The 12,863-nt window shown below is 73.3% G+C and carries 9 protein-coding genes and 1 pseudogene; 5 read left to right on the top strand and 5 right to left on the bottom strand.

Features of this window, described 5'->3' with window-relative positions; translation table 11 throughout:
• Window positions 1-192: 192 nt before the first annotated feature.
• From ACFVIU_RS07880 to ACFVIU_RS07865, 4 genes and pseudogenes are all read right to left on the bottom strand, one after another.
• Window positions 193-486 (bottom strand): annotated as a pseudogene (locus ACFVIU_RS07880) (ABC transporter permease subunit); the annotation flags it as partial.
• A gap of 360 nt (window positions 487-846) precedes the next feature.
• Window positions 847-1,023: a hypothetical protein gene (locus ACFVIU_RS07875; RefSeq protein ID WP_385841293.1), complete on the bottom strand. Its 177-nt coding sequence runs from the start codon at window positions 1,021-1,023 to the stop codon at window positions 847-849.
• Window positions 1,020-2,411 (bottom strand): ABC transporter substrate-binding protein, encoded by a 1,392-nt coding sequence (locus ACFVIU_RS07870; protein ID WP_385841292.1) that lies wholly within the window; start codon window positions 2,409-2,411, stop codon window positions 1,020-1,022. The genes ACFVIU_RS07875 and ACFVIU_RS07870 overlap by 4 nt, the downstream gene beginning before the upstream one ends.
• A 212-nt stretch (window positions 2,412-2,623) precedes the next feature.
• Window positions 2,624-4,957 carry a heavy metal translocating P-type ATPase gene (locus ACFVIU_RS07865; protein ID WP_385841291.1) on the bottom strand — a complete coding sequence of 778 codons (2,334 nt, stop codon included), beginning with the start codon at window positions 4,955-4,957 and terminating at the stop codon, window positions 2,624-2,626.
• Window positions 4,958-5,319: 362 nt separating this feature from the next.
• Between ACFVIU_RS07865 and ACFVIU_RS07860 the strand changes: the two genes are divergently transcribed.
• The gene (locus ACFVIU_RS07860) at window positions 5,320-7,902 is read left to right on the top strand and encodes a hypothetical protein (protein WP_385841290.1); all 2,583 of its coding nucleotides are present in this window, start codon (window positions 5,320-5,322) and stop codon (window positions 7,900-7,902) included.
• A gap of 31 nt (window positions 7,903-7,933) precedes the next feature.
• Here ACFVIU_RS07860 and ACFVIU_RS07855 read toward each other — a convergent pair whose 3' ends face one another.
• Entirely contained in the window at window positions 7,934-8,512 is a 579-nt protein-coding gene (locus tag ACFVIU_RS07855) for a TetR/AcrR family transcriptional regulator (RefSeq protein ID WP_385841289.1), read from the bottom strand.
• 259 nt (window positions 8,513-8,771) lie between these two features.
• Here ACFVIU_RS07855 and ACFVIU_RS07850 point away from each other — a divergent pair, with 259 nt between their 5' ends.
• The 4 genes from ACFVIU_RS07850 to ACFVIU_RS07835 all read left to right on the top strand — a co-directional run.
• Window positions 8,772-9,350, top strand: coding sequence for a (2Fe-2S)-binding protein (locus ACFVIU_RS07850; protein ID WP_385841288.1), 579 nt, complete (start codon window positions 8,772-8,774; stop codon window positions 9,348-9,350).
• Complete coding sequence (locus ACFVIU_RS07845) at window positions 9,347-10,339, top strand: FAD binding domain-containing protein (protein WP_385841286.1); 993 nt, start codon at window positions 9,347-9,349, stop codon at window positions 10,337-10,339. Before ACFVIU_RS07850 ends, ACFVIU_RS07845 begins: the two co-directional genes overlap by 4 nt.
• Entirely contained in the window at window positions 10,336-12,471 is a 2,136-nt protein-coding gene (locus ACFVIU_RS07840) for a xanthine dehydrogenase family protein molybdopterin-binding subunit (RefSeq protein WP_385841285.1), read from the top strand. Before ACFVIU_RS07845 ends, ACFVIU_RS07840 begins: the two co-directional genes overlap by 4 nt.
• Window positions 12,464-12,863: XdhC family protein (locus tag ACFVIU_RS07835; RefSeq protein WP_385841283.1), on the top strand; the 400-nt coding region annotated here is incomplete at its 3' end. The genes ACFVIU_RS07840 and ACFVIU_RS07835, both read left to right, overlap by 8 nt.

The following is a 12,863-nucleotide window of genomic DNA, read 5'->3' as shown; positions in this document are numbered from 1 at the left end:
AGTGGCTAGCCCTTGACGGCGCCGGTGAGCACTCCGGTCCTGAAGTGCTTCTGGACGAAGGGGTAGACGATCAGCAGCGGTACGAGGGTCAGCACCACCACCGCCATCTGGAGGGACAGCGGAGCGGTCTGAGAAGGAGTTCCAGTAGCCGACGCCGTAGAAGAGGGCGATCACGGCGGTCACGGCGCGGGAGGTCGGCAGGACGATCGACCACAGGATGCGCCACTCGCCGGCGCCGTCCGTGCGCGCCGCGTCGATCAGCTCGGCGGAGGTCCCGGCGTAGAAGGAGCGCAGCACGAGGATGTTGAAGACCGAGACCGCTCCGGGCAGGATCAGCGCCCACCACCGGCCGTAGCCGCCGAGGCCGGAGACGACGAGGAAGGTCGGGATCAGGCCGCCGTTGACGAACATCGTGATGATGAGCAGGACGAGCAGCCAGCGGTGGCCGAAGGAGCGGGGGCGGGACAGACCGTAGGCGCACAGCACGGAGACCACCGGCGAGACGGCCGTGCCGACGGCGGTGATGCCGAGACTGACCAGCAGGGCGGTGCGCACGGTCGGGTCGCCGATCTCCCGGTAGGCCTGGGTGCTCAGCCCGTCCGGCCAGATCACCAGGCCGCCGGCCCGGTTGATGGCGCCCGAGCTGGACAGACTGGTCAGGACGATGATCCACAGCGGGACGAGGACGAGGGCCACGACCACGCCGAGGGTGACTCCCTTGGCGGCCTGCCCCACCGGGGTCGGCGGTTCCTCCCAGGGGGGAGCGCCCCGCGCGTGCCGTGCTCCGGGCGGCGGCCTGTGCCGTGCCGGCCCTTCCGCGGGTGCGGCCGAGCGTGGATGCGTTGGTCATTTCCGGTACAACCCGTCCTCGCCGAGCCGTTCCCCGCTGCCGGCCTTCCAGCTCGCGATGGCGCTCTGGACGTCCTTCACCTTCTTCTTGCCGTGGTAGCAGTCCTTGATGACGTCCTGGACGGACTGCGCGGCGCTGGCCTGGGCGATCTGCTGCGGCATGCTGATGTTCATGTTCCGGAACACCGGCTTGTACAGGCGCTTGACGTTGGCCGCCTGCCACGCGGCGTAGTCCTTGGTGACGATGTCGGCACCCCGTTCCTCATCGTGTAGTGGACGCCCTCGACCCCGAAGTCGACCATCGTGTACTCGCGGGAGCCGTACGGCGCGGCCGGGTAGTCGGCGACGGCCGGCAGCTCCTCGATCTGCTGCGGCTTCAGCCGCGCGTTGAGATAGCTGTAGATGCTGGTGGAGGCGCCCATGAAGGTGCGCGGGGTGCTCTTTCCGTCGGCGGCGAAGATGTTGAGCGCGCCCCGCCGGTAGTTGCTGTCCGCGGCCCGGCCGGACTCGAAGTCGGCCACCGACCACGCGCCCGTTCCGCCGCCCGAGAAGAGCACCTTGCCCGAGTAGAAACGGGTGGCACCGCCGGCGGTGTTGCCGGCGACGGCGTCGGGGTGCACACAGCCGGCGACGGCCACCCGGTAGTGCCGGTCCAGGGCTTCCGGGAACTGGGGCAGTTCGAGGGCGTGGACGAGCTTGCCGTCCTCGATCTTCCACTGCGGGGGCACGTCCCAGAAGGGGAAGAGGTAGGTCCACAGGTCGTCGAAGGCCCACACACCGCGCCTGGCGTCGGTCAGCTCCTTGCCCAGACGCATCAGATCGTCCGCGGAGGTGACCTGGTCGGCCGTGATGCCCTTCGGCGCCAGGATGTCCTGCCGGTAGAACACCGTGCCGGGGACCACGAACCTGCTGGACGAGCAGGGTATGCCGAACAGCTTGTCGCCCCAGGCCCCGGCCTGCCAGGCGCTGGTCGGCAGCGCGGCGAGATGGGGGTACTTCCTGATCCTGTCGCCGGACAGGTAGGGCGTGAGGTCCGCGAGCTGCGTCCCGGCCGGCTCACCGACGTTGAAGTTGTTGTTCCACCAGGACGGCAGCTGGATCCAGTCGGGCAACCGCTGTGCCGCCGTCATCGTCGGGACGATCGTGTCGTAGTGGTTGCCGTCCGCGGGCCGCACGGTCAGCTGCACGCCGAGCGCCTTGTTCATCGCCCGGTAGAAGGAGTTGCCTGGCGTCGGCACGGTGCCCCACAGCGGGGTGACGGCGCTGTAGCTGCCGCCCTTGCCCGGGGTGCCGGAGACCGTGGCCACCTGCGCGGACGGGTAGTGCAGGAACGCGGGGTCGGTCACCGCGCCGTCGCTGCCCGCCACCGAGGCGATGTCCGGCTTCACGGGCGTACGCGGCACATACGCGGGCAGCGCCGCTTTCAGGCCCGCCTTGGTGTTGGTGCCGCTGCGCTGCGCGCCGCCACCCCCGCAGGCGGACAGCAGGGGGCTCAGCGTGGCGGCTCCCGCGACCGAGGCTGCTGCGCGGATCAGGCTTCTGCGGTTCCACTCGTGCGGCATGGAGGGGCCCCTTCCCACAGAAGTGTCGAAGCGCTTCACCTGGCAGGCGAAGATAGTGGGGAAGTTTCGCGCGAAACAAGACTCGTGCAGCGGCGAAACTTTCCATCTGCCTGAGATGCGGCCCCTCATTGAAGGTCTGAGAGACATTCGATCAGCGTCGATGCGCTTCGACACCCAGGGACATCATCGGCGCCGTCCGGGCCGGGCCGCTGTCACGGAGCGAGGGAGAAGTAGTTCTCTTCCTCCTGCGTGAAGTGCAGCCGCAGCACGGTGTTCAGGCCGTAGAGGCAGGAGCGCAGATCGTCGAGCTGCCCCGGGGACAGGCCGCCGGCGGAGCGGGCCAGTTGGAGATGGGTGGCGATGCGCCGGGAGAGGCGTTCGATCTCGGTGTGGGCGCGGCTCATCGTGGCGGTCGCCTCGGGGCCGCCCAGCGCCGGCGCCAGGGCCGGGTACAGCTCGTTCTCCTCGGCGTGCTCATGGGGCAGCAGCCGCTCGGTGAGCAGCCGGTACGTCTCCTCGACCGCCGCCAGGGCCTGGTCGCCGGGCGCGTCGGACAGGCGGTCGGCCGCATCCCGTACGGCCTCCAGGACGTCCTGGAGGTCGTCGTGCTCGGCGGCGAAGCGGTGGACGAGTGCCTCGGCCTCGGGGGACAGGGCGGGACGCGCGGCCGGGCCGAGCCGCAGGGCGCGCAGGGCGTTGAGGATCACCGCGACGTCGATGCCCTCCTGGAGCAGGGCACCGGCCGCGGGCGGAAGCAGCCCCACGGCGGCCACGCCCATCGCGGCCAGCGACATCAGCATGCCCCCGAGCGCACTCTGCACGGCGATGCGCCGGGCGCGCTGGGCGATCGCGACGGCGTCGGCGAGCCGGTCGACGCGGTCCGTGGTGAGCACGATGTCGGCGGCCTCGGAGGAGGCGGTGGAGCCTCTGGCGCCCATGGCGACGCCGACGTCGGCGGCGGCGAGCGCAGGGGCGTCGTTGACGCCGTCGCCGACCATCACGGTGACCGCCCGCTCGCGCTCGGCCCGTACGGCGGCGACCTTGTCGGCCGGGCCCAGCTCGGCGTGCACGCCGTCCAGACCGAGGACCGCGGCGACCTCACGGGCGGGTGCGGAGCGGTCGCCGGTGAGCATCAGCAGCCGGTCGAAACCGGCCGCGCGCAGATGGCGCAGGGTGCGCGGGGCGTCGGACCGCGGCGGGTCGCGCAGCAGCAGCGCCCCGGCCGGCCGGTCGTCGACGGTGAGCCAGGCGACGGCCGCGCCGTCCAGCAGGGCCCGGTTCTCGGCCGCCCTGGCCCAGGGCGGCCGGTCGGCGTCGGGGTCGACGCGGCCGACGAAGATCCGCTGCCCGGCCACGGTGCCGGTGGCACCCCGGCCCGGCTCCTCCGTGACGTCGGACGGCACCGTCAGCGTGAGTCCGCGGCTGCGGGCTGTGTCGACGATGGCCTGGGCGAGGACATGGGGCGAGTACTGGTCGAGCGAGGCCGCCAGGCGCAGCACCTCGGCGGCGGTGAAGCCGGGCGCGGCGGTCACGTCGAGCACCCGCGGACGTCCGCGGGTGAGGGTGCCGGTCTTGTCGAGGAGAAGGGTGCGGGCGCGGCCGAGCCGCTCCAGGGCCCCGCCGTCCCGGATGACGACGCCGAGGCGGGAGGCGCGGGACAGGCCGGAGACGATCGCGACCGGGGCGGCCAGCAGCAGCGGGCAGGGGGTCGCGACCACCAGGACGGCGACCGCGCGCACGGCGGAGCCGCTGACCAGCCAGGCGAGCGCGGCGACGGCGAGGGACAGGGGCAGGAACCAGGCCGCGTACCGGTCGGCCAGCCGTACCACCGGCGCCGACTCGGCTCCGGCCTGCCGGGCCAGCCGTACGATGCCGGCGTAGGTGCTGTCCTCCTCGGTGGTGGTGGCCCGCAGTTCGAAGGCGGCACCGGCGTTGACCACACCACTGCGCACCCGCTCGTCCAGGGGCCGCTCGACCTGGACGGACTCTCCGGTCAGCACCGACTCGTCGAGGACGGCGGCGGCACTCGCCACCCGGCCGTCGACCGGGACCACCTCCCCGGGACCGACGACGAGCAGATCACCGGCGGCGATCTCCGCCAGGGGCACCGTTGCGACGCCTGCCGCCGTGCGGCGGCGCGCCGTGCGGGGCGCGTGCTCCAGCAACGCGCGCAGATCGTGCGAGGCCCGCCGCTGCGCGGCCGACTCCAGGGTGCGGCCGGTGGCGAGCATCAGCGCGATCAGCGCACCGGCCAGGTACTCATGGACGGCCAGGGTGCCGACGAGCGCGAGTACGGCGATGAGGTCCACGCCGGCATGCCCCTGCCGCAGGGCGGCCAGCACCCATCCCGCCGCGGGGACCACGGCGGACAGCGTGCCCAGCCCCCAGAGCAGGTCGGCGAGGCCCCCCGCACCGGTGAGCCAGGCGAGGCCGCCGGCGGCCAGCGCCGCCGTGGTCACGGCCAGCAGGACGGGTTCGAGCCGGGGCACCCCGACCGCTGCGCTCAGGCGGCGAAGTCGTGCGGTGCGGGTGGGATGGTCGTCCATGCCGTACCTCGCTCGGGCGGCCGGCCCTCGCTCAGGCCGGTCCTTTCCATCACAGCGCGCCCTGCGCGCCCAGGGCAGGGGACGTCCGGCCCTGCTCGCGGGCCGGCCGGACGGGACGCGCGGGCCGGACGAGGGCGACGCCGAGCGCGGGCCGCGGTATCGGGCCGGCGCCGCCACCAGGGCGGCCGGCTCCCAGGGGTCCGGCGGTCGCCTTGCGTGGGCGGAGGGGGGTGAGAGGCTGGAGGGGTCGGTGATTCTCGTGGGACCGAGGCGGCAGTATGTTCCCCCGACACAGCAGGCGCAACAGGGCGGACCGGTCCTCGCTTCCGTATGTGCACCGGGCTCGATGGGTCGCGGCCGCGGTGGTTCTGGGGCTTCTGGCCCTGGCCGCCCTGTACCGGATCGGGGGAGGGAAGCCGGTCTGGGAGCCCAAGACCGTGCTGTCCCATGTCCTCGGGGGCACGGGCATCGTGATCGCGGGCGGCAACGACGCGGCCACCTGGGGAATCCGGTGCGGCTGGCTGACACTGCTGCTCGTGGGGCTGTGGGCGCTGCGGCGGGCGATGCTCGCCCACTCCGCCTACAAGCCCGGACCGGTCGATGTCCAGGCGTTCTCCGCGGACCTCCCGCAGGGCAGCCCCGTGCCGCCGGTGACGGCTCTGACGGTCCGGTTCCGGAAGGAGTTGTCGGAGACGGAGCTGTACGCGCCGACCAACCTGCCCGCCGAGACCCCCGCCGAGAACTTCCTCGACCTGCTCGGTGATGTCAACCTCGACCCGGCCAACCTGCCGACGAGCCTGTTCCGGCTGTTCAGCCACATCCGTCCGCGGATCGCGTACCGGGTGAGCGGAGTGCTCACCACGCGCGACAAGAACCCGGGGTGCGGCGTCACCGTCACCCTGACCTCCTACGCCTGGAGGGGGAGCAAGGCCGAGACGCTCTGGGGCGAGAGCTGGGACGAGGTCACCCGGACCGCCGCGTACTGGGTGGTCGCCGCCCTGCTGCCCGTCACCCGGGGCTGCCGCCGGGCCCCCTGGCGTGACTGGCGGGGACGGGATCTGCCGTACCAGCTGTTCGCGGCCTACCAGGAGGCGCGGCGCCTCAGCCGCCGGCGGGACTTCGACGGAGCGCTCGACCAGTACTACAAGGCGGTCCAGTACGACCCGTCCAATGTGCATCTGCGCAACCAGATCGGAGCCACCCAGGAGAAACTGGGCCTGTATCTGGACGCCTTGGAGACGTACTACGGAGCCATCGCCATCGGAGGGCAGGGCAGCGAGCGCGATGCCCGCCGGCTCTGGACCTGGCCATGGCACCCGCGGCGGTTCGCCCACCTGTACTTCCTGTGGGGACAGCCCGGCGCCCTGCAAGCGCGCTACCGGTTCGCCGTCGTCCTCGGCACCGCCGAGCAGACCGCCCGGCAGTGGTGCAAGACCGACCCGCTGCCGCACGCCCGGGCCCTGATCAGGCAACGGATACGCCAGTCGCTGGCGCCCGCCTTCGCGCGCCGGTACGCGGTGCTGGCCGAGGACCTGCTGCCGCCGGGTGTCGCCGGGGCCAGGCCATGGCTCCAGGGGCTGCTGGAGCAGACCCGATCGGTCGGCCCGCACGGGGAACAGCTGGTGGCCTTCGTCCTCCAGCGTGCCTCGGCCGTGGAGCTGTGCCGGCTGGCCGAGGACTATCCGCTCGTGCACGTGCTGCGCCGGTTCCGGCAGGACGACACCTCCCTCACCAGGTCGGCCATGAAGGTGAACCGGGATGTGTGGGGGCCGCTGCGACTGGCTCGGGTGTGGGCGGTGGTCCACGGCGCGCAGCCCCTCGTCGACATGCTGCCGGAACGGTCGGCGCTGCGTTGGCGCCGTGGTGTGCTGCGGGCGGCCGTACGGATGAAGCACTGGACCGTGGTCGCGTCGCCGGACTTCGGGCAGCTGAGAAGGGCCGTCCGCCGGGCCAAGGGCCACGGGTTCCGGGAGTGGGAGGGCTGCTACAACGCCGCTTGCGCCTACGCGGTCGCTCTGCGCGACGCCGAGGACGAGGCGCTCGGATCGGCCCTGGTGGACGCCGCGTGCCATGAGCTGAAGGAAGCGGCCCGCAGGGCGGAGAGCGGGTATGCGAGGATCCGGCGCTCGTGGCTGCTCTTCGACGACCCGGATCTGGATGCGCTGCGCAGAACGCCGGACTTCGTGCGCTTCGGGCGGGAGGTGTTCCCGCACCAGTGGCTCGACATTCCCGCCGACGACGGCGTGCCGGCGCCCCCGGGGACGGTTCCCGCCGCACCGACCGACGTCGAGATGACGGCGTACGACCGCGACCTGCTGAAGGAACTGGCTGCGGTGATGGAACGCGTCTGGCACCACCGGGCCGCGCGTGCGCTGACGGACGTGCACACGGTGGAGGAGTGGTTCGTGGGCGAGTGCCGGGTGTGGCGGAGCGTGGACGTGGTCTCGGCGAGCCAGGCACGCAGCTGGCCGTCCCGGACCAGACTCGTACGAGACGTGCTGCGGGCGGCCGACGAGGAGCTGAGAGGGCGTACCGAACTCGTCACCACCGTCCCCGAGTTCGACGAGGTCATCGCCGGTGCGACCGAACGGGCCGGGGTGGAGGGGACGGATCCCGAGCGGGTCCGGAAGCATGTGTGGGGCCTGCCCGAGCACCTCGACACGGAACTCGGGCTGCTCCACAGCCTGGTCACCGCGGACAACCACCGGTCACCGATCAACCGCAGCACCGCGTTCCTCCAGGAGCTGGAGGCCGATGACGCCTCCGGACGCCAGGCGCTGCCCATGGGCACCCTGGCCCCGGTCTGCGACCGGTACGCGGCGCTGTGGCACGCGTTCGGTTCCCTCTTCTCGGCGCTGGGCGACCTCGCCGACGAACCCAACGGCTTCGACGGCTTCGACGAGGCACTGTGCCGCCTGGTGCCCCGGGAGCCGTTCGTCCGGTGAGACCGGCCGCCGGACCGGCCGGCACCGGCGCTCACCCGCCCCGCGTGCCCGTCCGCAGTCCGTCCATGACCAGGTCGAGGAGGCGGGTGGCGCGGGGTCGCCAGTCGTCGTGCGGGCCGAGCTGCCACAGGCCCGCGATGGCGAGGAGGAAGTCGTCCGCGGTGACGCCGGGCCGGATGGTGCCGGCCTCCTCGTTGGCGCGGAGCAGGAGTTCCGCCGCGGCGGCCACCGGGGTCGGCGGGGGCTTCACCGGGCCGCCCGGGGTGCTGGTGACCTGGCGTAGTGCGTCGGCGAGGCCCGCCTTGGCCAGGGCGAACTCGGCGAGCCGGTCCATCCAGGCCCGCAGCGCCTCCTCGGGCGCCCGGGTGGCGAGCAGGTGCTCCGCGCTCTCCGCGACCTGCCGCATCTCATGGCGGTAGATCTCGAGGACGAGGGACTCGCGGTTGGGGAAGTTGCGGTAGAACGTGCCCTGCCCGACGCCCGCCTTCCGGGCGATCGCGCTCAGCGGGGCGTCCGCGCAGCGCGAGAGTTCGACGAGCGCCACCTCCAGGATGCGCTCGCGGTTGCGCTGTGCGTCCGAGCGCCGGCCCGAGTCCTTCTGCTGCGGCACCCGTCCTCCTCATGGGATTCTTCCAAACCCCGGCCTTGCTAAACGGACATCTGTCCGTTACTTTTCCAAGTGACCGGACAGCTGTCCGGTTGACTCCACCATAGCCGCGGACAGGGGAGGACGACAGACGCCGGTGCGTCACCGTCCAGGCCCACGGCGTCACGCGGCCGCGCCTTCGCTTCGCACGACAGTCCACCGACAGTCCGATCCCACGGTCAGCCCAGTCCCGTCAGTTCTGGAACCGCGAAAGAAGCAGCCCATGGACTCATCGACGTCCAGTGTCATCACCTTGAAGATCAACGGCGAGAAGCACACACTGCCCGTCGACCACCGCACCACCCTGCTCGACGCGCTGCGCGAGCGCCTCGAGCTCACCGGCACCAAGAAGGGCTGCGACCAGGGGCAGTGCGGCGCCTGCACGGTCCTGCTGGACGGGCGCCGGACGGTCGCCTGTCTGCAGTTCGCCGTGGCGGCCGAGGGCCGCGAGATCACCACCGTCGAGGGCCTGGCGGACGGCGAGCAGCTGCACCCGGTCCAGCAGGCCTTCCTCGATCTCGACGGCTTCCAGTGCGGCTACTGCACCCCCGGACAGATCTGTTCGGCGATCGGCGTCATCGAGGAGCACGCGGCGGGCTGGCCGAGCGCCGTCACCGCGGACATCCGCCCCGAGGCCGGGCCGCCGGAGCTGACCGAGGAGGAGATCCGGGAGCGGATGAGCGGCAACCTGTGCCGCTGCGGCGCCTATGTCTCCATCGTCGAGGCGGTGGCCCGCGCGGCCGCGGCCCGCACGGACAAGGGCCGCGCGCACCCCGCGGCGGACGCGAAGGAGACCGCATGAGGGAGTTCGAGTATCAGCGGGCGTCCGATGTCGCCGGCGCCGTCGCCCTGCTCGGCGCCGACCCGGACACCCGCTTCCTCGGCGGCGGAACCAACCTCGTCGACCTGATGAAGGCCGGTGTCGAGCGCCCCGCCCGGCTCGTCGACATCCGCGAACTGCCGCTGGACCGGGTCGAGTCCACGCCCGAGGGCGGACTGCGGATCGGCGCCACCGTCACCAACGGCGACCTCGCCGCCCACCCGGAGGTGCGGCGCCGCTACCCGGCGCTCGCCCAGGCCCTGCTGGCCGGCGCCTCCGGCCAGCTGCGCAACATGGCCACGGTCGGCGGAAACCTGCTCCAGCGCACCCGCTGCGGCTACTTCACCGACGTCACCCGGCCCTGCAACAAGCGGGTGCCCGGCAGCGGTTGCCCCGCCGTCGAGGGTGAACACCACAACCACGCCGTGCTGGGCGCCTCCGCGCACTGCGTGGCCGTACACCCCTCGGACATGGCGGTGCCCCTGGCCGCCTTCGACGCCGTCGTACGGTACGAAACGGCCGACGGGCCGGGGGAGTTGCCGCTCGCCGACTTCTACCTGCCCGTCGGGGACACCCCGCACCGCGAGACCGCGCTGCCGCCCGGCGCGCTGATCACCGGGGTCACCCTGCCGCCCGCGCCGGTCGCCGCCCGCTCCCGGTACCGCAAGGTGCGCGAGCGCGCCTCCTACGCCTTCGCCATCGGCTCCGTCGCCGCCGCGCTCGACGTCCGTGACGGCGTCGTACAGGACGCGCGCCTGGCCTTCGGCGCCGTCGCCTCCCGTCCCTGGCGGGCCGTCGCGGCGGAGCGGGCCCTGATCGGTGCGCCGGCCGGCCCCGAGACCTACGCCGCCGCCGCGGACGCCGAGCTGGCGGCGGCCCGGCCGCTGCCGCACAACGGATACAAGGTGGACCTCGTGCGCAACCTCGTGGTCGCCGTCCTGTCCGAACTCGCCGAGGAGGCCGCACGATGACCACCGCCCCCGCACGGACGTCCGCACCGGCGCCCGCCGTCGGCACCGCCCGCACCCGCGTCGAGGGGCGCGACAAGGTCACCGGAGCGGCCCGGTACGCGGGCGAGGTGCCCTTCGCCGACCTCGCCCACGGCTGGCTGGTGCTGTCCACCGTCGCCCGCGGCCGCATCCGCGCCATCGACACCGAGCCCGTCCTCGCCATGCCGGGCGTCATCGCCGTCCTGGACCACCGCAACGCCCTGCGCCTCAACACCGAGTACGCCGGCATGCTGGGGAGCCCGGACCCGACCTGCGCCGTCTTCCAGCACGACCGGGTGCCCCACCTGGGCTGGCCGGTGGCCCTCGTCGTCGCCGAGACCTCCGAGCAGGCCCGGGAGGCCGCCGAGTCGCTCGTGGTGCACTACGAACAGGAGCCCCACGACGTCGACTTCGCGGCCACGCGCCCGGACGCCTACCTGGCGGACGGCCATATGCCGGCGGTGACGGAGAAGGGCGACATCGAGGCCCAGCTGGCCGCGTCCGCCGTCGTCGTCGACGCCGAGTACACCACCCCCGAAGAGCACCACGCCATGATGGAACCCCACGCGGCCACCGCCCGCTGGGACGACGGACGGCTGGAGGTGATCGACTCCAACCAGGGCGTCACCTGGGTCTCGGTGGAACTGGTGAACCTGTTCTCGCTCGACCCGGCCGCGGTCCGGGTGCGCTCGGAACACGTCGGCGGCGGCTTCGGCAGCAAGGGCGCCCGCGCCCACCAGGTGGCCGCCGTCATGGCCGCGACCGTCCTCCAGCGGCCGGTGCGGGTGGTGCTGTCCCGGCGTCAGATGTTCTCGCTGACCGGCTACCGCAGCCCGACCGTCCAGCGCGTCCGGCTCGGCGCCGACCCGGACGGACGCCTGCGCGCCCTGGAGCACCAGGCCGTCAACGTCACCTCCACCGTGTACGAGTTCGTGGAACCGAGCGCCGGGGTGGCCCGGGTGATGTACGACGCCGACGCCCACTACACCGCCCACCGCGTCGTACGGCTCGACGTGCCGAGCCCGACGTTCATGCGCGCCCCGGGCGAGGCACCCGGGTCCTTCGCGCTGGAGGCGGCGCTCGACGAACTGGCCGAGCGGTGCGGGATCGACCCGATCGAGCTGCGACTGCGCAACGAACCCGAGGTCGGCCCGGTGTCCGGCCTGCCGTTCGCCGGCCGCAACCTGGCCGCCTGCTTCCAGGAGGGCGCCCGCAGGTTCGGCTGGGCCGACCGCGACCCGCGCCCCGGACTGCGCCGGGACGGCCGCTGGCTGCTCGGCACCGGTACCGCGGCGGCCTCCTTCATGGCGGGTGCCGGACCGTCCACCGCCTCGGCGACCGCGCACCCCGACGGCACATTCACCGTCCGGATCGCCGCGGCCGACCTCGGCACCGGGGCGCGTACCGCGCTCACCCAGGTCGCCGCCGATGCGCTCGAGGTGGCCCCGGAGCGGGTCCGGGTGCACATCGGGGACAGCGACTTCGGCCCGGCGATGCTCGCCGGCGGCTCCATGGGCACCCGCTCCTGGGCCTGGGCCGTCAAGATCGCCGCCGGGGAACTGCGCGAACGGCTGGCGCTCGGCGCCGACCTCCCGCCGGAGGGCATCACGGTGCGCTCGGACAGCACCGAGGCCCTCGGCTCCCTCGCCCCGGCCGAACGCCACTCCTACGGGGCCCAGTTCGCCGAGGTCGCCGTGGACACCGCCACCGGCGAGGTGCGGGTACGGCGCATGCTCGGCATTTTCTCCGCCGGCCGGATCATCAACCCGCTCACCGCACGCAACCAGTTCCGCGGCGGCATGATCTGGGGCATCTCCATGGCCCTGCACGAGGAGGCGGTCCGGGACCGCGCCTCGGGCGGCCATGTCGGCCCCGACCTCGCGGGCTACCACGTGGCGACCCACGCCGACGTGCCCCGCATCGAGGCCGACTGGATCGAGGAGACGGACCCGGACGACCCGGTCGGGATCAAGGGCATCGGCGAGATCGGCACCGTCGGCGCCGCCGCGGCCGTCGCCAACGCGGTCTGGCACGCCACCGGGGTACGCCACCGCAGCCTGCCCATCCGGCCGGACCGTGTCCTGTCGGCCGCCGCCGGGACACGGGATGCTTGACCTCGCCGGGGAACTGCACGCGTGGATCGCGGAGGGCCGGGAGTTCGCCGTCGCCACCGTGCTGGCGGTCGCCGGCAGCGCCCCGCGCGGCCCGGGCGCCGCGCTCGCCGTCGACCGCGCGGGCACCGTCATCGGCTCGGTCTCCGGCGGCTGCGTGGAAGGCGCGGTGTACGACCTGTGCCGTACGGCACTGGACACCGGCGCCGCCGTGGTCGAACGGTTCGGCTACAGCGACGAGGACGCCTTCGCCGTGGGACTGACCTGCGGCGGGACGATCGACCTGCTGATCACGCCGGTGACCGCCGGGGGCCCCCCGCCCACCCCCCCGCGGGGGGCGCGGGCGCGCGCCCGCGGGGGGGGGGGCGCGCGCCCGCGCCCGCGCGCGCGCGCGG

The organism is Streptomyces sp. NPDC127190 (assembly GCF_042672505.1).
In the GTDB taxonomy this organism is placed as follows: domain Bacteria; phylum Actinomycetota; class Actinomycetes; order Streptomycetales; family Streptomycetaceae; genus Streptomyces.
This window is presented reverse-complemented; position numbering and strand designations above follow the sequence as displayed.